At 65.4% G+C, this 20,006-nt stretch carries 20 protein-coding genes; 11 read left to right on the plus strand and 9 right to left on the minus strand.

From position 1 onward, the window contains the following. Positions 1–237 precede the first annotated feature (237 nt). Positions 238–1,302, minus strand: a complete 1,065-nt coding sequence (locus BCM27_RS04965) for a hypothetical protein (RefSeq protein WP_051987166.1) — start codon at positions 1,300–1,302, stop codon at positions 238–240. Positions 1,303–1,597: 295 nt separating this feature from the next. On the opposite strand from BCM27_RS04965, the gene BCM27_RS04970 reads away from it, so the two are divergent. Next, positions 1,598–1,981 (plus strand): VOC family protein, encoded by a 384-nt coding sequence (locus BCM27_RS04970; RefSeq protein WP_239450663.1) that lies wholly within the window; start codon positions 1,598–1,600, stop codon positions 1,979–1,981. A gap of 88 nt (positions 1,982–2,069) precedes the next feature. On the opposite strand, the gene BCM27_RS04975 is transcribed toward BCM27_RS04970, so the two are convergent. The 8 genes from BCM27_RS04975 to BCM27_RS05010 form a co-directional block, all read right to left on the minus strand. Then, entirely contained in the window at positions 2,070–2,834 is a 765-nt protein-coding gene (locus BCM27_RS04975; RefSeq protein WP_004023173.1) for an SDR family NAD(P)-dependent oxidoreductase, read from the minus strand. A gap of 178 nt (positions 2,835–3,012) precedes the next feature. Next, positions 3,013–4,008 carry an alpha/beta hydrolase gene (locus tag BCM27_RS04980; protein ID WP_004023172.1) on the minus strand — a complete coding sequence of 332 codons (996 nt, stop codon included), beginning with the start codon at positions 4,006–4,008 and terminating at the stop codon, positions 3,013–3,015. Next, positions 3,995–4,708 (minus strand): GntR family transcriptional regulator, encoded by a 714-nt coding sequence (locus tag BCM27_RS04985; protein WP_004023171.1) that lies wholly within the window; start codon positions 4,706–4,708, stop codon positions 3,995–3,997. Before BCM27_RS04985 ends, BCM27_RS04980 begins: the two co-directional genes overlap by 14 nt. Continuing rightward, the gene (locus tag BCM27_RS04990; protein WP_004023170.1) at positions 4,705–5,982 is read right to left on the minus strand and encodes a CaiB/BaiF CoA transferase family protein; all 1,278 of its coding nucleotides are present in this window, start codon (positions 5,980–5,982) and stop codon (positions 4,705–4,707) included. Before BCM27_RS04990 ends, BCM27_RS04985 begins: the two co-directional genes overlap by 4 nt. Continuing rightward, positions 5,979–7,055, minus strand: a complete 1,077-nt coding sequence (locus BCM27_RS04995; protein WP_004023169.1) for an acyl-CoA dehydrogenase family protein — start codon at positions 7,053–7,055, stop codon at positions 5,979–5,981. Before BCM27_RS04995 ends, BCM27_RS04990 begins: the two co-directional genes overlap by 4 nt. Then, positions 7,052–8,206: an acyl-CoA dehydrogenase family protein gene (locus BCM27_RS05000; RefSeq protein WP_033204484.1), complete on the minus strand. Its 1,155-nt coding sequence runs from the start codon at positions 8,204–8,206 to the stop codon at positions 7,052–7,054. Before BCM27_RS05000 ends, BCM27_RS04995 begins: the two co-directional genes overlap by 4 nt. Continuing rightward, positions 8,203–9,015: an enoyl-CoA hydratase-related protein gene (locus BCM27_RS05005; protein ID WP_004023167.1), complete on the minus strand. Its 813-nt coding sequence runs from the start codon at positions 9,013–9,015 to the stop codon at positions 8,203–8,205. The genes BCM27_RS05000 and BCM27_RS05005 overlap by 4 nt, the downstream gene beginning before the upstream one ends. Before the next feature lie 80 nt (positions 9,016–9,095). Next, on the minus strand, positions 9,096–9,893 hold the full coding sequence (locus BCM27_RS05010; RefSeq protein WP_004023166.1) for an IclR family transcriptional regulator: 798 nt from the start codon (positions 9,891–9,893) through the stop codon (positions 9,096–9,098). 305 nt (positions 9,894–10,198) lie between these two features. Between BCM27_RS05010 and BCM27_RS05015 the strand changes: the two genes are divergently transcribed. From BCM27_RS05015 to BCM27_RS05060, 10 genes are all read left to right on the plus strand, one after another. Then, positions 10,199–11,821: a flavin-containing monooxygenase gene (locus BCM27_RS05015; RefSeq protein WP_039866338.1), complete on the plus strand. Its 1,623-nt coding sequence runs from the start codon at positions 10,199–10,201 to the stop codon at positions 11,819–11,821. Between the two features lie 59 nt (positions 11,822–11,880). Continuing rightward, positions 11,881–12,819: an alpha/beta hydrolase gene (locus BCM27_RS05020; RefSeq protein WP_051987164.1), complete on the plus strand. Its 939-nt coding sequence runs from the start codon at positions 11,881–11,883 to the stop codon at positions 12,817–12,819. Next, on the plus strand, positions 12,816–13,703 hold the full coding sequence (locus BCM27_RS05025; protein WP_004023163.1) for an SDR family NAD(P)-dependent oxidoreductase: 888 nt from the start codon (positions 12,816–12,818) through the stop codon (positions 13,701–13,703). The genes BCM27_RS05020 and BCM27_RS05025 overlap by 4 nt, the downstream gene beginning before the upstream one ends. A 43-nt stretch (positions 13,704–13,746) precedes the next feature. Continuing rightward, positions 13,747–14,634, plus strand: coding sequence for an SDR family NAD(P)-dependent oxidoreductase (locus BCM27_RS05030; protein WP_004023162.1), 888 nt, complete (start codon positions 13,747–13,749; stop codon positions 14,632–14,634). A 32-nt stretch (positions 14,635–14,666) separates the two neighbouring features. Next, entirely contained in the window at positions 14,667–15,317 is a 651-nt protein-coding gene (locus BCM27_RS05035; RefSeq protein ID WP_004023161.1) for a PadR family transcriptional regulator, read from the plus strand. 181 nt (positions 15,318–15,498) lie between these two features. After that, positions 15,499–16,287 carry a 2-keto-4-pentenoate hydratase gene (locus BCM27_RS05040; protein ID WP_004023160.1) on the plus strand — a complete coding sequence of 263 codons (789 nt, stop codon included), beginning with the start codon at positions 15,499–15,501 and terminating at the stop codon, positions 16,285–16,287. A gap of 36 nt (positions 16,288–16,323) precedes the next feature. Then, positions 16,324–17,229: an acetaldehyde dehydrogenase (acetylating) gene (locus tag BCM27_RS05045; protein WP_004023159.1), complete on the plus strand. Its 906-nt coding sequence runs from the start codon at positions 16,324–16,326 to the stop codon at positions 17,227–17,229. Beyond that, entirely contained in the window at positions 17,226–18,320 is a 1,095-nt protein-coding gene (gene dmpG / locus BCM27_RS05050) for a 4-hydroxy-2-oxovalerate aldolase (RefSeq protein ID WP_004023158.1), read from the plus strand. The genes BCM27_RS05045 and dmpG overlap by 4 nt, the downstream gene beginning before the upstream one ends. Positions 18,321–18,676: 356 nt before the next feature. Next, complete coding sequence (locus BCM27_RS05055; RefSeq protein ID WP_004023157.1) at positions 18,677–19,279, plus strand: MspA family porin; 603 nt, start codon at positions 18,677–18,679, stop codon at positions 19,277–19,279. A gap of 55 nt (positions 19,280–19,334) precedes the next feature. Further along, on the plus strand, positions 19,335–19,985 hold the full coding sequence (locus tag BCM27_RS05060; protein ID WP_004023156.1) for an MspA family porin: 651 nt from the start codon (positions 19,335–19,337) through the stop codon (positions 19,983–19,985). The last annotated feature ends 21 nt before the right edge of the window (positions 19,986–20,006 follow it).

Genomic DNA, 20,006 nt, shown 5'->3' on the forward strand with positions numbered 1-20,006 from the left:
TCATCACATTCGGCGCGGAGCGGTCGCCGGGTCTGCCATCGTCGATGTGAGCGCTTCGATGTGGGCTTCGCTGATACTGACAGGCGCCGAGGTACTGCTGGGGGTCATCGGGGTGTGGGTGATGACCTCCAGCAGGCCGCCGGCCGCAGTCCAGGCGGTCTGCGGAAAGGCAACCCAGAGCCTGTCATCGACCTGGTCAACCGTTGAGCATCTCTCCTCGCCAGGCGGACGCAGCTTCTATCGGCGGGCCGAGACGACATCCAGAGGTGCCTCTGCGGGGTAGGTTCTCGGAGCCATCGCATAAGTGCGGGAGAGGGTTGCGATGAAATCGGTGTCGTTGAGCGGGTCAGACGACGGGTCGCACTTCACGCCGCGATCGGCGAGGTCGCGCAGCAGCATGTCGATGACCTGATCGATTGTCAGATCGTCCGTGTGGTCGAGGTACCGCCTCAAATCGGCGTAATCGTCGAAGACATTCGCGCTGTAGTGGAATAGGAATCGCATCTCGTCGTTGTCGTAGCGGGCGATCTCCTCGCGGCCGTTGCGAATCACCCACTGATCTGCCCCGTCGGCCTCGATCATCGAATCAAGCTGCAACTTGGCGTTCGATCGCTTCTCTCGGGGCCCGCTTGCCTCGCCGCGGTGGTACATCTTCTCGTTGTTGGTGAGGAATCCATTGTTCCAAAACGGTGCGGCGAAGCGCTTGGGCGCCAGATCCGGACCGTCGGGCCAATAGGTGAAACCGCCGTCGACGTCAGATCTGTAGAAGTATGCGATGACCTGGCCCGTCTTCACCTCCCACCGCTCGAAGAGGCCCGATTTGGCCATCACGCTGACCAACCACGCCGGAGCATTGGCCATACTGACCCCGCGCCAGCTCATGCCATCGAAATGGCCGGCGTCGTAGCTGTGCGCTGGTGCGCGCAAGTTGAACAGATAGCTGCTCGGCATCGCGTACGTCGCACCGTGAATGCCCCTGATCATGTCCAGAAACCGTTTGTTGTAGTACAGATCGTGCACCTGTTCCTCATACACGGCACCCTGATCGCCGAGATAACTCCGAAACGTCGGAGTCAGCAGGTCTGACAGCTCGAGCTTTGTATCCGGATCGCGATCCTTGGGTCCCGCGACCGCGAGGTACTCCTCGGCCGTCTTGAAATGATGGGCGGCCACGAGCTTCCACGGTCCTCGAGTCCGCAGGACGTCGAAGAGTACTGCCAGTTCATCAGAGGTGTAGATGTTCTCCACGAACTGCGGCGGCACTGCTGGTGTCATCGGATGGCGCTCGATGGTAGCTGTCATGAACATTCTCCGTACTCTCGACAAACACGGTGTAGCGCTCATTACGGCACCGCACTCCGAGGTGGACAACGAAGTCTCCCGCTGATCGGAATGCCATTGCGGCTCGCCTGTGGTCGTGCGGTAACAGTCCTCGGAATGTCCGAACAGCGGGACACGGACTTGTACCGGTTGTCGGGGACAACAATCGTGCAGCGCGTGGGTCCGCGGACAAACCCACGCTCTGCTGCGCGTGTCGGCTGGTCGGATCGCGTGCGGACCCGTAAATCCAGGCAGGAGAATTCAGATGAGCCCCGATGTGGCACGTTTCGCGTTCACGAAGATTTTCGTCGACGACCTGGATCGTGAGGCCTCTTTTTATGTGACCGTGTTCGGTCTCACGCAGAAGGCCCGGCTGAATTTCGGTGAGGGCGTGGACGGACTGGAGGAGATCATCTTGACCAGTGCGCGTGGCGACGACTCCAATCTGATCCTCTGGCGCTACGCGGAGCGCGCCACCCCGCCCGCGGGGGAGGCGACAATCGGGTTCACCGTTACCGACCTCGATGTGGTCGTGCGCAGCGTTTCCACGAACGGCGGCTCGGTTGTTCAAACTCCCAAGCACATCCCGGAGGCCAAGGCCACGGTGGCGTTCGTCGCCGACCCGGAGGGGCACGTACTCGAGATCGTGCAGTTCGACTGACCGCGCCGGCGGCAGACGCAGAACCGACACCGTGCGAGTGCCCACGGGCTTCGCGGTGTCGGTTCTGCGTCTGGGGAGCTCGCGGTGATCACCGTCCCGAGTAGGCACCCCCGTTGATGTGAATCGTCTGTGCCGTCACGAATTCGGCGTCCGTCGATGCGAGCCACACCGCGGCGGCCCCGATGTCACTGCCGCGGCCGAGCCGCCGGATGAAATTGTTCTCGTAGATCGAGGGAAGCGGTTCATACCCGGCGTCGAGGGCCGCCTGCAAGTTGTCCATCAACCCCAGCGCCAGGGTGTTGACGGTGATTCCGTGCTCGCCCACCTCGGACGCGACATGGCGCATGGCGCCCTCGATTCCGGCCTTTCCCGCACCGTAGGTGACCGCGCCCAGCCCGCGGTGGGCGGTCGCTCCAGATCCCGACGAGATCTGGATGACCCGCCCGAAACGTCGTTCGATCATGCCGCTCAGCACGCAATGGGTGGTGTTCAGCGAGCCGTAGAGGTTGATGTCGATGTACGGGGGCCAGCTGTCCGGAGACGACGTCGCGAATGGCTGACGAGAACCATTGGTGGGAATCCCGGCATTGTTGACCAAGATGTCGACGGGACCGAGCCGGCCTTCCGCCGCGCGGATTCCGGCCTGAACGGCGTCGTAGTCGGTGACGTCGAACGGAGCTGCCACTGCTCGCCCGCCTGCCTCGCCGATGGCCGCGGCTGCAGATTCTGCCCGGTCGGCTGCCAAGTCGTTGACGATGATCGCCGCGCCGGCTGCCGCAAGCGATTGTGCGATCCCCAGCCCCGCGTTCTGTCCTGCGCCCGTGACCAGGGCCACGCGTCCGTCCAATGTCATGAGTTCTCCTGGAGTCCGTCAAGAAGGTTGCGTCCGCGAGTACGGCGCAATGGTCACCTGATCAGTACCCGTTTCGCCGGAGCGGGACAGGGCGGGTTCCCGACCATCGGGAACTGGTCGGAGTCGAGCCGAGGTCGGGGCACTCGTGTCTCCACCAGGGGTAGGGGTGTCAGCCCGTTCAGACCGGGACCCGAAATCGAGCGGCGACAAGGGCTCCCACTTCCGTGACCGCGGACCGGGCGCGAGCCAGCGCCGCGGTCTGCATGACGAAGCCGTGACCGACGCCGGGGTAGCGCAACTGGGCGGTCGGCACGCCGGCGTCCCGCAGACGGGTGCCGTACTCCTCGACGCCGTCGCGCAGCGGATCACCCGAACCCACGGCGATGATCGCAGGTGCGACGCCGCTCAGGTCGTCGGCCAGTGCCGGCGTCCCGTACTGATCGTCGAGCGAGGCGTCGGGTCCGAGGTACATGTCCTTCATCCAGTCGATGTCCTCCGCCGTGAGAAATGGACTGTCGCCGAACTCCCGCATGGAGGGGCGGTCACGGCGACGCTCCAGTCCCGGATAGAACATGACCTGCTGCGCGACGCTCGGACCGCCTTCGTTCCTGCTCCGCAGAGCGGTGGAGGCGGCGAGCCCACCGCCTGCGCTGTCACCACCGACGCCGATCCGGGTGGGGTCCAGGCCGAGTTCGCGGGCCTGCTGATGGGTCCAGATCAACGCTGTGTACGCATCGTCGTTGCCGGCGGGGAACGAGTGCTCCGGAGCCAGTCGGTAGTCCACGTTGACGATCACGCATCCGGTGGCCGCGGCGATCTCTCGAGCCAGGCGGTCGAAGGAATCGAGCGAACCCATGATCATCCCGCCGCCGTGAAACCAGACCAGCGCCGGCGCCCCGGTGGCCGACGCCTGGTGCGGGCGGTAGATCCGCAGTGGGACCGGGCCTTCCGAGCTCTCGGCCGCTGCGTCGGTGACCGCTGACATGTCCGGACCGGGCGGTCGTGGGATCGACTCGAGGACCTGCCTGGCACGTGCGACGCCCTGCTCGCGGAGGGGCCGCACGCCGGCCGCCTCCATCCGCGCGATCAGAACCTCGACATCGGGGTCCCACTTGTGTTGTCTCACCGGACGCGCGGCGTCCGCCGTTTCGACGCCCTTGTCACCGATTCTCATGTCGCACTCCCAAGATCATTCCGGTGTTGGCCTCGCCGCCATGTCGGTGTTCGTCCATCAACTCGACGAGGTGTGCGTTGTCGCCTGCCGCCAGCGCTTCGATCATGGAGTCGTGCTCTGCACACACCCGTCGCCGCCCGTCCGGGTCGTAGAGGTACGCCGCGTGGTAAGGCATCGCCAGGGTCCACAGCCGGCGCAGCTCACTCACGACGAGGTGCAGCCGCGACCGTTCGAACATGGCGAAATGGAAGTCCTGGTTGCGCAGGCGCATCTCCAGAATGTCCCCGCGTTCGGCGGCGCTGACCACTTGCTCGCCCAATCTCCTCACCTCGGCGAGGTCCGCGGGACCGAAGAGTGGTAGCCGGGACAGCACTTCTCGTTCGAGAACACCCCGCATGAGATAGATCTGGTCGAACTCGGTCTGATCGAGCCGGGCCACGGTGTAGCCGGCGTTGTGCTGGTGGGCGACGAGACCTTGTGCGGTCAACTGTCGCAATCCTTCTCGGATGGGCAGCCGGCTCACTCCCAAGCGCTCGGCCATCAGCTCCTGGCGGATCGCCTGGCCCGGCAGCAGCTCACCTGTCACGATCATGCGCTCCAGCTCGGCGACGACGCGCCTCGCGGCGCGTGCTCGACCGGGTTCGTCCGACTGCGCCGAACCGGATGCGCCGGCGCCGTTCGTACGGTCGGTGTCGCTCATCGATTGCCGAGTACGCCGGCGGCCCGCAACGATGCCACACGTTCGGGGTCGTAGCCCATCGCGACGAGGATCTCGTCGGTGTGTGCGCCTCGGGACACTGCTGTTCGCGGCGGTCGGTGACCGGACCGACTGAGCGAGATGGGGATGCCCACGCCCCGGTACTCGTCGGAATCCACGAACAGGCCGCGATGCCTGACCTGAGCGGAGGTGAGGGCCTCGGCGACAGTGTTGACCGAGCTCGCTGCCACTCCCGCTTGTTCGAGGCGCCGAGCCAGGTCTGCTCGGTCGTGTAGCGCGATCTGCTCTTGTAAGAGCGTCGCGAGTTCCACCCGGTGCCGTGACCGGTCCCCGTTCGTCAAGAACCGGGCGTCATCGGCAAGCTGCGGGACGCCGAGAACTTCGACCAGCGAGCGGAATTGTCGGTCGTTCGCAGCGCTGACGAAGAAGTCTCCGTCTCTGGCGGCGAACACCTGATACGGCACGACCGTCGGATGGAAGTCGCCGGTGCGCTTCGGCGTGACCCCGCCGGAGATCCAGTTGGCGGCATGTGGGTGCAGCAGAGATATGACGGAGTCCAGCAGCGTCATGTCCACGAGCTGACCGCGCCCACTGCGCTCCCGCTCGAGCATCGCCAGGAGGATTCCACTCACCGCCAGGTTGGCCGCCATGACGTCGACGATCGGTACTCCCACCCGCAGTGGATTGCCGTCGGGGTATCCGTTGACACTCATCAGACCACCGAATGACTGCAACACCGCGTCATAGCCCGGAAGTCCGCCCATCGGGCCGTCGACACCGAATCCGGTGATGCGGCAGTAGATCATTCGCGGGTGCCGGTCGGCGAGGACGGTCTCGTAGTCGAAACCCCAGCGCGACATGGTGCCGGCCTTGAAGTTCTCGATGACGACGTCCGCGCCCGACAGGAGCTGGGCGAGGACGTCGCGTCCGTGCGGCGAGCGGAGGTCGAGGCAGATGTTCTCCTTACTCCGGTTCAGCCCCTGGTAATAGGCGCTGGAGTTCCCATCGTCCTCGAAAGGCGGTCCCCACCCGCGTGTTTCGTCTCCTGCAGGACCCTCGACCTTGATGACCTCTGCACCGTGGTCGGCAAGAATCTGAGCGGTGTAGGGGCCGGCGAGCACGCGGCTCAGGTCCAGCACCCGAACGCCGGACAGGACACCGAGATCTGTGGTGGTAGCGGCGCGGCGCCAGGCGGCAGCGCCGCTCACGGCGACGTCGTCGCCGAGTCCGTCGCCGATGATGTCCGTGGTGGTCATGGTGTGCTCCCGGTGGCTGACGAGTGGACTGTGCCGGTGATGACATCCCAGGGGTCGGTGCCGGAGTCGAGAATCCGAGCACCCAGTTCGTCGGCCCACTGTGTCTCGGTGCCGTACCGATCCCGCCACGACCACAGGGCAGTGGTGTGGCGTCCCAGGTGATGCTCGCTGGTGAAACCGATTGCGCCGTGGATCTGGTGGGCCCCGGCGGCAATCTGGTGTGCGTGGAGTGACGTGACGATCTTCGCTGCGGCGATCGTGTTGCTGGTGATCGGCGTCCGGTCGGCCGCCGATCGCAGCGCGGTTGCCACGGCGGTTTCCATCAGAGTCGTCTGCGCCGCGATCATGGCGATCCGATGCTGAATGGCCTGGAACTTGACCAGAGGACGACCGAACTGTGTTCGTTCGGACGCGTATCTGACGGTGAGGTCTCGTACGGCTGTAGCGGCCGCAGTGAGCGCGATGGCGTAGACGAGTGCTCCGCGATCTGTCAGATCGGCGGAAGTGATCGATGACGGGGCGGACTCCGAGGCGGGTGCGTCCTCGAAGACGACGTCTCCGAACGACACTCCCTGCGCGTCGGTGCCGGCTCCCAGGTTGACCCCGGGGCCGTCAAGAGCGAACGTCGCCACCATCGGAGCGCCGACCGTCTCGACGAGAACGACAACGACGTCGGCGGTGGAGACGTGTACGACATCACGGATGGCGCCGGTGAGATGCAGACGATCCCCGTCGAAGCGGACGGCGCCGTCGGAGATGGCCGCGACCGTCGAGATCCCGTTGCCGACCGACAGGCCGCCGGAGCCGGCCAGCCAGGTCCCGAGAAGCGCATGCTCGGCGAACGGTGTGATCGCCCCGGCTTCGGTCAGGGTCGAGAACACGGCAGCCGCATCGGCCAAAGTGCCCCCCTGGCCCCCGGCGTCCTCAGCCACGTCGATGGAGGTGAATCCGGCGTCGGACAGAGCTTCCCACAGTGCCTCGTCCACGCCCGGGGCGGGCGTACCCGGTGTCAGAGGGAAGCGGCCGAGCATCGCGCTCGTCGCGCTGATGAGTTCGGCGGACATCTCGCTCATCGAAGCCCCATTCCGCGCGCGATTATCCCGCGCAGGATCTCGTTGGTACCCCCGCGGAGGGTGAACGCCGGGGTGTGCAGAACGCTCTCGGCGAGCAGCCGTTCGAGCGGCGTGCCGCCGTCGCGGCGTGCCGTGACTCCCGATGCGGTGCGGACGGCGGAGACCAGATCACCTTCGAACACCGACCCTTGGTCTTTCACCATCGCGGCGAGGATGTCCGGCTTGCCTCCGGCTGCGAGTTCGGCCGCCACTCGCAGCGACATCTGGCGCAGCGCCCAGGCTTGCGCGGTGAGCAGACCGAGCGTGGTGCGCTGCTGGTCGGTGGCGCCGTTCTCACGCAGGTGGGCGGACCAGGCCCGGAGTAGCGGCAATGTGCTGAGATAGCGCTCGGGCCCCGACCGCTCGAACGCCAGCTCGCCCATCACCTGTTGCCACCCGTGTCCGCGCCGGCCGAGAAGTGCCGTGGAGTCGACGACGGCGTCGTGGAAGATCACCTCGTTGAAGTGAGCCTGGCCGTCGATGCTGCGGATCGGGCGGATCTCGATGTCCGGGTGCGGCAGGTCCACCACGAGCTGAGACAACCCCTGTTGCCGGTCGTCAGGGGTTCCGTCGGTGCGCGCGAGCAGGATCATGGCATCTGCGATATGGGCGCCGGTGGTCCAGACCTTGGTACCGCTTATGGTCCAGGTGTCGCCGTGGTCGGTCGCTCGGGTTCGTACGCCGGCCAGATCCGACCCAGCGTCGGGCTCGCTCATCCCGATCGCGAAATACATCGTGCCCGAGGCGATTTCGGGGATGTAACGGCTCTTCTGGGCTGGAGTGCCATGAGCGAGGATGCTCGGTGCCATCTGCCGATCGGCGATCCAGTGCGCCGCGACGGGCGTGCCGTGGGCGAGTAGTTCCTCGGTGACGACGAAACGCTCGACTGCCGAGCGGCCATGCCCACCGTATTCGGTCGGCATCGTCATCCCGAGCCACCCGCGTTCGCCGAGGCGGCGGCTGAATGCGGGATCGAAGCCGGTCATCCAGCTGTCGACGGCCGGGGTGAACGATCCCGACGCGATCTCGTCTCGCAGGAACTCCCGGACGTCGGTCCGGAGTTGATCGAGATTCGCCTCGTCGACCGACCGGGTCGGCGCTGACGACGTCACGAGCGGCCCGGCCCGCGGGACGACCACGATTCGCGGCCCTTGCGCGACATCGACCACATCTGGACGCCGCGTTCGATCTCGATCGCCGAGGACCACGGCACCGCCGGGGGGCCGAGTTCGAGCCGCGCACTGGTCATCACGCGCCGAGTGAGCTCCGGATCGCGAGCTGCCGGTGCGGCCAGACCGTCGACGAGTGCTGCGAGATCGGCGGCCGGTACCGCGGCATACGCCAACCCGCGGGCCGCGGCTTCGGAACCGGTGAGCGATTGTCCGCAGGCGGCCATCGCAATCGCATGCGGCCGACCGACCGACCGGCCCAGAAGCGAGATGTGCCCGCCACCGGGGTGGATGCCGCGCGCGAGGAAACCGCTGTCGAGCACGGTGTCCGGGGTGGTGACGAGAATATCGGCGGCCAGCGCGAGATTGAGTCCTGCGCCGACCGCGCCACCGACGACCACGGCGATGGTCGGAACCGGAAGCGACCCGACGCGGACGAATGCGCCGTAGACCGCCGACGTCCGGGCCACGGCCTCAGGCGACGCGGGATCTGCGGATGACGACGCCAGATCACGGGTGTCAGCTCCGCTGCAGAAGTACGAACCCGCCGCATCCACGACGACGACGCCGATCCCCGGATCGGAGGTGACGCGATCACAGAACTCCTCGATGGCCGCGGCCATCACGAGATTGATCGCGTTCTTCCGCCGCGGATTGTTGAGTGTCAGCCGGGCCACGCCGTCGACGAACGAGGTGAGGATGGCCGGTTCATCGGTTCCGGAGCCGGGTGACTGCTGGGGGTCGGATGTCATGAATCCGCACCCTACACGATTGGATACAAAAAGAGATCCAGCTGGCAGTCACGCGGTCATCTGCCTAGAACCGAAAGATGTCAGTGTTCAGCGAGGTCGGCCGCGACGCACCGGGCCCAGATCTCGCCGGCGGCTATCCGGACCGGGCCCATCAGCTTGCGGTGATCGATCGCGCCGGCCGGGCCGCACACGGAGAGTCCCGACATGTTTCCGTACATGTGGTCGTGAGGGCCGATCGACACCCCTACGCACGCGATGCCCGGGAACGCCTCACCCCGGTCGAATGCTGCCCCGCGATCGCGGATCTGCGCGAACTCGGCTCGGAGTTGGGCAGGGTTGGTGATGGACAACGACGTCTGCCCGATCAGGTTGCCGCCGTCGAGCGTGCGCAGTGCTCTGGTCGATGTGCGCGGTGCGATCTCCGCGAATGCGAGGATCGCCTTGCCGAGGGCGGTGAGGTGTGCCGGTACTCGATGGCCGACTGCGGTGGGCGTCGGGCCCGACAGGCGTCCGTTGACCTTGGCGAGGTAGATGGTGTCGCCTCTGTCCACATCGCCGAGCTGGATCGTCAAACCGGTGCGCTGGGCGAACTCGCGCATGACCGGCCGTGCGCCCTGTAAGAGTCGGTTCTGGCTGAACGCTGCCTGACCCAGCTCGTAGGCCTTCACGCCGAGTTCGTAGGTCTGATCCGGCGAGCGCGACAGCCACCCGGCGGTGGACAGCTGCTCGAGAAGGCGGTGCACAGATGATCGGGGTAGCTTCGTTCGCGCGGTGATCTGCGCCAACGTCAGAGGGCCCGCGCCGTTGAAGGCTTCGAGTACGACTGATATCCGATCGACGACGGAGATCGGGCCATCGCCGGTATGTGTAATTCTCACCTGTCCTCCTCGTGTGACACCAGTCACAGTACCCGCGCATGAGGCCCACGGCGCCACGGGGCTCGAACGCGGTCCGCCGTTCGGCTCGTCTCGATCGGCACTCGCGAGGGTGCGCGGGGCGGGGCTGCGGTCGAGGCTGGAACGGACGGGATGCGCATCTTGGAAAGTGGTGTGGGTCACGCGAAACTATGGCCACCGTACCCGACCGGCCACTGGGGGCGGGGTGGCGTCGCCCGGGGTTCAGGTCTCCCACTGTCTGGGAAGGCCCCCTCCCAAAGGGCCGACAGATCGGGACACTGACGGGCATGACCATCTACTCCCACCACGCCGGAGACCCCGGCCTCGACTACGACGTCGTGGTCGTCGGTGCCGGCCTCTCCGGTCTCTATGCCGTGCACAAGTTGCGTGGCCAGGGCCTTCGAGTGCACGGATATGAATCGGCCGAGGGTGTCGGCGGCACCTGGTACCACAACCGCTACCCCGGCGCCCGATGCGATGTGGAGAGCATCGACTACTCCTACTCCTTCGACGAGGAGCTCCAGCAGGAGTGGACCTGGAGCGAGCGGTTCGCGACGCAGGCGGAAATACTGGCCTACCTCGAGCACGTCGCCGATCGGTTCGATCTGAAGAGTGCGTACGATTTTCTGACGCGCGTGAACACCACGGTCTTCGACGATGAACGTGGCGCCTGGACCGTCACGACCGACACAGGTGCGACCGCCTCCTGCCGCTTCCTGATCATGGCCACCGGGGTCCTCTCGGCAACGAACAAGCCGGATATCGATGGGCGCGATCTGTTTGCGGGCGAGACGTATCACACCGGGGAATGGCCGCATGAGGCTGTGGTTTTCGCCGGCAAGCGGGTGGGTGTCATCGGAACCGGATCCTCCGGAATGCAGTCCATTCCGGTCATAGCCGAGACTGCGGAGCACCTCGTTGTGTTCCAACGGAGTCCCAACTATTCCGTACCGGCTGGGAATCGGCCGTTGAGCGACGAGTTCATCGCCGAGGTGAAGGCGAACTACGCCGAGCGTCGACGCCTCTCGCGAGAAAGCGGGGGCGGGACACCGAACGCGCCATATCCGAAAAGCGCTTTGGAAGTCGATGCGGCCGAGCGTAAGCGGGTGTACGACGAATGGTGGAACCGCGGTGGCTATCTCTTCGCCAAGGCGTTCCCCGACCAGACCACGAATATCGAGGCGAACGACACCGCGCGAGAGTACGTCGAGGCGCGTATCCGGGAGATCGTCCGTGACCCCGCAGTCGCGGACATGCTGATACCCACTGACCATCCCATCGGCACCAAGCGGATCGTCACCGACAGCGGCTATTTCGAGACCTTCAACCGCGACAACGTCACCCTGGTGAACCTCCGGGAGACCCCGATCGAGCAGATCGAGCCGACCGGGGTGCGGACGTCTGCGCAGAGCTTCGAACTCGACATGTTGATCTTCGCCACCGGATTCGATGCCATGACGGGATCGCTGTCCCGCATCGATGTCCGCGGTCGGCGCGGGCGGGCACTCCGTGAGGAGTGGGCGGCCGGGCCCCGGACGTACCTGGGGCTCGCCGTACACGGCTTCCCCAACATGTTCATCGTCACCGGGCCGGGCAGCCCGAGCGTCCTGGCGAACATGGTGCTCGGCGCCGAGCAGCACGTCGACTGGGTCGCCGACGCCATAAACTATGTGGCCGAACACAATGCGACGACGATCGAAGCCGAGACCGATGCCGTCGACAGCTGGGTTGCCGAGTGCTCGGCAAAGGCCTCGAACACCTTGTTCCCGTCCGCGAACTCGTGGTACATGGGTGCGAACATAGAAGGCAAACCGCGTGTGTTCATGCCCTACATCGGAGGCTTCGGTGCATACGGGAACATCTGTGCCGAGGTGGCCGAGGCCGGTTACAAGGGCTTCGAGATCTCGTGAGCGAGCGATCACCGGAGACGGGTCCGCGCCGCACGGATCTGCATCCCGACGTCGAGGCAATGCTCGCCGCGCTGGATGCGGGATTCCCTGACGTCACCCAGCATGATCCCGCTGAACTCCGCGATATCATCCGAGCGCGGCGGGCGCCGCTGGCCAGGCAACCCGACATGGCGACGGCACGTGACCTGACGATCGACGGTCCCGGTGGCGATCTGAGGCTCCGTGTCTTCGTGCCGCACAGTCCAACTGGTGACTCGGATCCGACTCTTCCCGTGGTCGTCTTCGCCCACGGTGGTGGCTTCGTCTTCTGCGACCTCGACAGCCATGACGAGTTCTGCCGGTCGATGGCTCAGGCGGTGGGCGTCGTGGTGGTCGCCGTCGACTATCGCCTCGCTCCCGAGCACCGCGCGCCGGCGGCCATGGAAGATGTGTACCGCGCCCTGTGCTGGACAGCCGAGCACATCGAGGAGTTCGGCGGGGACCCCGACCGGATCGCCCTGGCGGGTGACAGCGCGGGTGGCAACCTTGCGGCAACGGTGAGTCTGGCAGCACGGGACCGCGGTGGTCCGGCGGTCGTCGCTCAGGTGCTGCTCTACCCCGTCATCGACGACGACCTCGACACGGAGTCCTATCGCCGGTTCGGCGTCGGGTACTACAACACCACCGCGGCGATGCGCTGGTACTGGGACCAGTACGCCCCGGAGGGGCGTGACAGCGCATTGGTCATCCCGACCAACGCGGCAAGTCTCACGGGTCTCCCACCGGCAGTCGTGGCCACGGCTGAGCTCGATCCGCCATGCTCGGCGGGGGAGGATTACGCCAAGCGCCTGGAGTCCGCGGGCGTTCCGGTCATCGCACACCGCTTCGACGGGCTGTTCCACGGATTCCTCACCTTCCCACAGTTGTCCCTCACCCCACCTGCTCGCGAGGAGGTCTGGCGAATGATGCGCGAGATCCTTGGCCGCGAGTCGGACGAGACGATCTGGAGTGCCAAGTGACACAACGGTTGACGGGCAAAGTGGCTCTTGTCACCGGTAGCAGTCGAGGTATCGGCCGGGGTATCGCACAGCGGCTGGCGTCGGAAGGTGCGACGGTGGTGGTCACGGCACGGTCGAGCGGACCGTCGCCGTCGATCCGCGATGGCAGAGAAGTCGTGGTGTCCGGAACCCTGGACGAGACCGTCCAGCTGATCACCGATGCCGGCGGCGCGGCGGTGGCGATCACCGCGGACCTCGAGGACCCCGAGCAGCGCGACGATCTCATCGACGACGTGGTCACAGCCACCGGTGGTATCGACATCCTGGTCAACAATGCCGGCTTTGCCGACTATGCGTCGATCGAGACGATGACGTCCGCGACGTTCGATCGGACCATCGAGCATTACGTCAAGGTTCCGTTCATCCTCGCGCAGCGAGCCATTCCCCATATGCGTGCACGCGGCGCCGGCTGGATCGTCAACATCGGTTCCTCCACTGCTCTCAGTCCCATCCGGCCGTTCCGTGAGTACAACAAGACCTCTGGCGACGTGATCTATGCTGCGGCGAAGGCTGCGCAGCACCGTTTCACCCAGGGTCTCGCCGCCGAGCTGCTCGACGCGAACATCGCCGTCAACGCCGTCGGGCCGTCGACCGCGATCATGACCCCCGGGGCGGAGGCCCTGCTTCCGGCCGGATATGACACCGAACCAGTGGACTACCTTGCGCAGACGGTGTTGGAGATGTGCACCGAATCGGCCTCGGAGCGAACGGGTTTGGTGGCATTCAGTCTCCACTACCCCTGGGCGACCGGGACACCGGTGAGATCGGTGGATGGTAGCGCCGAACTCCCACCATTGGCCCCTCCGGAGTGGGCGAATCCCAACATCTCCGCGACCGGACTCTGACGACCATGACCACACCAGCACCGAAGCAGACGAGGTCGATTCCGTGAACTCACAAGCAGCAGAAAGATTCGCGGCGGGTACCGCGGTCGTCACTGGGGCCGCAGCCGGAATAGGCGAGGGTTTTGCGCGCCATCTCGCCGGCATCGGGATGAACATCGCCGTGGCGGATATCGACGGGGACCGGGCCGCTGCGTTGGTTGCCGACATGGAAGCGTCGACGGGGGTGCGCGCAAGTGCGCACGTGGTGGATGTCGCGGACGCGCAGTCCGTCGAGGACTTCGCGGCCGACGTATACCTTCGATACGGCAGCGTCGAACTCCTCATCAACAATGCGGGTGTGGAGTCCGCGGGACTCCTCTGGGAGATCGACGAGGCGCGGTGGCGACGACTCATGCAGATCAATGTGGACGGTGTGTTCCACTGCATAAGGGCATTCGTGCCGAGGATGATCGCCGCCGGAACGCCCTCGTGTGTCGCAAATCTGTCCTCGGTGGGTGGGTTCAACTCCGTGGCGGTGCAGGCGCCGTACATCGTGAGCAAGCACGCGGTGCTGGCCATGACCGAATGCCTTCACCAGGATCTTTCGATCGTCGGGGCGCCCATCCAGGTCAGCGCGGTCGTTCCCTACTCGATCCGCAGTGAGATCTTCCGGTCGGCCCAGCGTGACGCGCCCACCACGAATCCGACCGCGAATGCGGTGTTCGCGGCCATGCAGCGCGACAATGTCGAACGCGGGCTCGACCCGGTCGAGGCGGCCGCCCACATGGTCGACCAGATCGCGGCAGGCGACTTCTGGGTCTGGTCCGACGACCCGGTCTGTATCGCTGCGGCGCATCGCCGAGGCCAGCAGCTCCTGGAACTGTCGCCGCCGTCGGATCCGCGGGAAATGCTCACGAGGATGGGCGTGACGGTCTCTCAAGCGGCGCAGTGACTGAGGCAGCCCACTTTGTAAGGTAGGCGACCATGGGAAACGATGCCGCTCACCTCAGTCTGCCGGCGACCAGTTGGGCCGTGTTGGGAATGCTGTCGTTCGGCGAAGAACTGACGGGCAATGACCTGAAGAAGTGGGCGGATTGGAGCATCGGTTTCTTCTACTGGAGCCCCTCGGTGAGCCAGGTCTATGCAGAACTGAAGAAGCTGGAAGAGCGCGGACTTGTAGCCTCCCGCGTGGTGACGGTCGACGGCGAGCGTGGGCGACGGCTGTACGGAATCACCGACGACGGGGTGGCTGCGCTCCGGGACTGGTCGCGCGACGCCGAGGTCGAGCTGCCGGTACTCAAGCACTCGGTGATGCTGCGTCTGTGGATGGGCCACATCGCGGAGCCCGACGAACTGAAGAAGCTGGTCCTCGCGCACATCGACAACCTCACCGAGCGTGCCCGAAGCGCTGCTGCCCACGGTGATCATTCCGATCACGAGCCGGCATGGGCCTTTTCGCAGATGAGCCTGCGGTGGTCCCAGAGGTACTTCGACGCCGAGATCCAACTGGCTCGTGAGCTTCTCGATGACATAGACGAGGCGGCTCGGCGCTATCGCGACCTCGTACGGCATGACGACCACGGGCTGCCGATCCCACGTGATCCGGGATTCTGGCGCCGGGCCGTGGACGACTGAACCGCGAGCGCCAGAAACGCTGCCCGTTTCGTTCGCTGAGTGGGACGAGCGCCACCGTGACGCTGCCTCCGATGGTCAGATGACTTCGACGGCGTCAGGTCGCCGATCGGACCGACACGCGGTCCACAACTGCAACGTGTTCTAAACTAGAACGCGTTCATGTTGAGAAGGTGAGGGCACGATGGCGGTTGAACAGGGGATTCGGGAGCAGATCGCGGCCGATCTGGCCCGCGCGGAAGCGTCGGCGACGGCGATCGACCGGCCCACTGACGCCCACCCCGACCTCGATGTGGTCGACGCGTACGAGATCCAGCTGATCAACATCCGCAAGCGGCTCGATGCCGGGGCGAAGGTCGCCGGCCACAAGGTCGGCTTGGCGTCGGAGGCCATGCAGAAGATGATGGGCGTCGACGAACCCGATTACGGCCACCTGCTCGACGACATGCAGTACTTCGAACACGCCCCCATCGACACGCGGAAGTTGTGCTTTCCGCGAGTCGAGGTCGAAGTCGGTTACATCCTGGGCGAGGATCTCCCGGGCGAGGGGTGCACCAACGAGGACGTCATCGACGCGGTGGCCTGGGTGGTGCCCTCGATCGAGCTGATCGACTCACGGATCAAGGATTGGAAGATCACGCTCTGCGACACGATCGCCGACAATGCGTCGTCGTGCGGGTGGATTCTCGGTCAGCAACGCGTCCCCATCTCCGAGATCGACACCGGTGACATCGAGGCGACGCTGACGCGCAACGGCGAGATCGTCGCGAAGGGCAACTCGTCCGCGGTGCTCGGTCATCCGCTGAATGCCGTGAGTTGGCTTGCGCGCAAGGTCGAGGGCTTCGGGGTGCGCCTGCGCAAGGGCGACGTGATCCTCCCGGGCACCGCGACGCGGGCCATCGACATCTCGTCGGGCGATCACTTCGTGGCCGACTTCGCCGGCCTCGGCAGTGTCACGCTCGACTTCAGCTAGATCTGAACAACTTTCACAGAGTATGAGGAGGAACCCGTGGCAGCCAAGCTGACCGCAGCGATCATCGGGTCGGGCAACATCGGCACCGACCTGATGTACAAGCTGGAGCGCTCCGAGGTGATCGAGCCGCGCTGGATGGTCGGCATCGATGCCGCCTCTGAGGGCATGAAGCGCGCGGCCGATCATGGCCTCATCACGATGAGCGGCGGCGCCGACGAGCTGCTGGCGTCGTCGGAGCGTCCGGATCTGATCTTCGAGGCGACCTCGGCCTATGTGCACCGCGAGTACGCACCGAAGTATGAGGAAGCGGGCATCATCGCCGTCGACTTGACCCCCGCTGCCGTCGGCCCCGCGGTGGTACCGCCGGCCAATCTCCGCGAGCATCTCGATGCGCCGAACACCAACATGATCACGTGCGGTGGTCAGGCGACCATCCCGATGGTGCACGCGGTGAGTTCGGTTGTGCCGGTGCCATATGCCGAGATCGTCGCGTCGGTGGCCTCGGTGTCGGCCGGGCCGGGCACCCGCGCGAACATCGACGAGTTCACCGCGACGACCTCGGCGGGAGTGGAGACGATCGGCGGCGCGCGGCGCGGTAAGGCGATCATCATCCTGAATCCGGCAGACCCGCCGATGATCATGCGCGACACCATCTTCTGTGCCATCCCCGAGGATGCGGACACAGATGCGATCGCCGAGTCGATCCACCGGCGGGAGAAGGAGATCCAGGCCTATGTGCCGGGATACCGGTTGCTGCAGGATCCCCAGTTCGACCCGCCGAGCGTCCTGAACGGCGGACACGCCCGGGTATCGATCTTCGTCGAGGTCGAGGGAGCGGGGGACTTCCTCCCGCCGTACGCCGGGAATCTGGACATCATGACCGCTGCCGCCACGAAGGTCGGCGAAGAGATCGCGAAAACCAAGTTGGGAGTCCCCGCATGAGCACCAATGTGGTTCTGACACCGCGCGACCCGAAGCTGATGGCGAACGCGCGCAAGTACTCTGACACCCTCGACATCCGCATCACGGACTCATCACTGCGTGACGGCAGCCACCACAAACGTCACCAGTTCACCGAGGTCGAGGTGCGTGCGATCGTCGGCGCACTCGACGAGGCCGGCGTGCCGGTCATCGAGGTGACCCACGGTGACGGTCTGGGCGGGTCGTCGTTCAACTACGGTTTCTCCAAAACCCCTGAGCAGAAGCTGATCAAGGCCGCCGCGGAGACGGCGAAGCGCGCCAAGATCGCCTTCCTGATGCTGCCGGGGCTGGGCACCAAGGACGACATCCGCGCGGCGCAGGACAACGGCGGTCAGATCTGCCGCATCGCGACGCACTGCACCGAGGCCGATGTCTCGATCCAGCACTTCGGACTCGCGCGCGATCTCGGTCTGGAGACCGTCGGGTTCCTGATGATGAGCCACAGCCAGCCGCCGGAGGTCATCGCCAAGCAGGCCCGCATCATGGCCGATGCCGGATGTCAGTGTGTGTACGTCGTCGACTCCGCCGGTGCGCTGGTCCTCGAGGACGTGACCGTTCGGGTCCAGGCCCTGGTGGCCGAACTCGGCGACGACGCACAGGTCGGTTTCCACGGGCACGAGAACCTCGACATCGCGGTTGCCAACTCGGTCAACGCGATCCGCGCGGGCGCGCAGCAGATCGACGGGTCGATCCGGCGATTCGGGGCGGGCGCGGGCAACACGCCCACCGAGGCCTTCGTGGGTGTGTGCGACAAGCTCGGCATCACCACCGGCGTCGATTTCATGAAGATCGCCGACGCCGCACAGGATGTCGTCCGTCCGGCCATGCCGTCGGAGTGCCTGGTCGACCGCTCGGCGATGATGATGGGCTACGCCGGTTGCTACAGCTCGTTCCTCAAGCACGCGGAGGGGCATGCCGAACGCTATGGCGTCTCGGCTGCGGAGATCCTCCTCGAGGCGGGCAGCCGCAAACTGGTCGGCGGTCAGGAGGACCAGCTCATCGACATCGCGCTCGAGCTCAAGAAGAAGCAGGACGCGAACGCCGGGGTGTAATCCGCAGATCGTGCGTGCGTAACAGCGGTCGATTACGACGATCGCTCCCTAATCACCGCCCGGACCGGGTCTCACCCGGTCCGGGCGGTTTCCATTATGTGGCGGGTTCGATCCTGTTTCCTCGGCACCGAGGATCGTTTGGGGGCGCCGGCCGATGTGGGGCCGGATGGGTGCGTCAACTCATCGGGAGACGGTGTCCCACCACGAGGGAGATGTGCTATCCCGACATCCGTCCGAAATGTGTTACTGAGTGCAAGCTTTCGGCAAGACACGGTCGAGAGCCTGGTTCGGTGATCCACCGATCATCGAGCGGGCACGTCTTTGGTGTCGATCATGATCGAGCGATGGAGTGAAGCGTGAAAGCAAGACTTCTGGTGTTGGTGGCGGCGGCGCTCACCACAGTGACCATGGGGGCGGGAGCTGCGACCGCAGCACCGCTGTCGGATGGCTACAAGCGAATTGGCGAGGGTGCGGGGGCGGTGGAGATCTGGCGAACCGGCGAGTCGGCGATGCCGGGCCAGTCGATGGCGGGCAACGGTGTCGGGCGTTCGGCGGTGCTGTCGGGCAAGGTTGTCACACGATTCGGGAAGGCGGCGTCGGGAAACCTGCGGGTCGGTTACCTGGTCGGTTGCCAGGTGTCGATCGGGAGGCTGTCAGCGGGAATCTCCGGCACGGTCACGGCTGTGGGACCGTCGGCGACCGGCAGTATCTCGTTCCCTCTCGCCCCCGGGCAGATCAAGGCGGTCCAACTGAGTACTCAGCCGGTGTCCGGTGGGACGGGGATGTTCAAGTACTCAGATGTCGAGGTCGAGGTGCAGGGGTGCGGCGGGTTCGCGCAAGCGCGGTCGTACGCGCAGGTCGAGGTCGTCGACGGTTACTCGATCGACACGGCCTACGTAGCCGGGTCGGGCGCTTACGTGCAATCCGTTCTGTATGGAAAACCGTTCAGCCTCAACTGATGTCGATTCTGGCCGTGTGGGCGTCTCGCCCGCATCACGAAATGGAAGTCTGAAGATGAATGTCAGCATGAAGAAGATGATCGGATCTGCGGCGACGATCGCCGGGGTGACGGCGACGGTTGTCGGGACGGGAGTGGCGCACAGCGGACCGTTGCCCGGTGGCATGGTGCGGGAAGACCTCGGCGGTGGTACGTCGATGGTGGCGCGACTGGTGGACGAGCAGGTCAGTCGTCCCGGTGGCAATGTGGCCAACGTACCGACGAGCCGGGAGGTTCTCGTCTCGGGGACCGTGCGGGTCGCGATCTCCGGAAAAGCCAAGAGCGGAGTGATTTCCGGCGGGTATGTGGTCGGTTGCCAGGTCGACCTCTCGGGTGGTCTGACCAACAGTGGTAACTCCACGACGAACGGTGAGACGGTCACCTCGGCTACGGCCGGCAGCGTGCTCACCCTCGGACCGGGGCAGGCGACTTATGTGCCGATCATCGACCAACCGAATTATTCTGTGGATGCCGACAATCCGTTCGCCAAGCTGAACGGGTACAAGTTCCGCGGGAACGCGGGTTCGGTCACGTACGGTGGTCAGGCGCTGCGGGTCAACGGGTGTGGGGGATACGCCCAGGCGCGGGCGCGGATGACGATCCTTGTCAACACCGACACCGCGAAGAGCCAAACCACGCTGTGGGGGAAGCCCTTCTCGCTCGGCTGATCTGGCCCCACAGTGCGCGCA

The organism is Gordonia terrae (assembly GCF_001698225.1).
GTDB lineage: Bacteria > Actinomycetota > Actinomycetes > Mycobacteriales > Mycobacteriaceae > Gordonia > Gordonia terrae.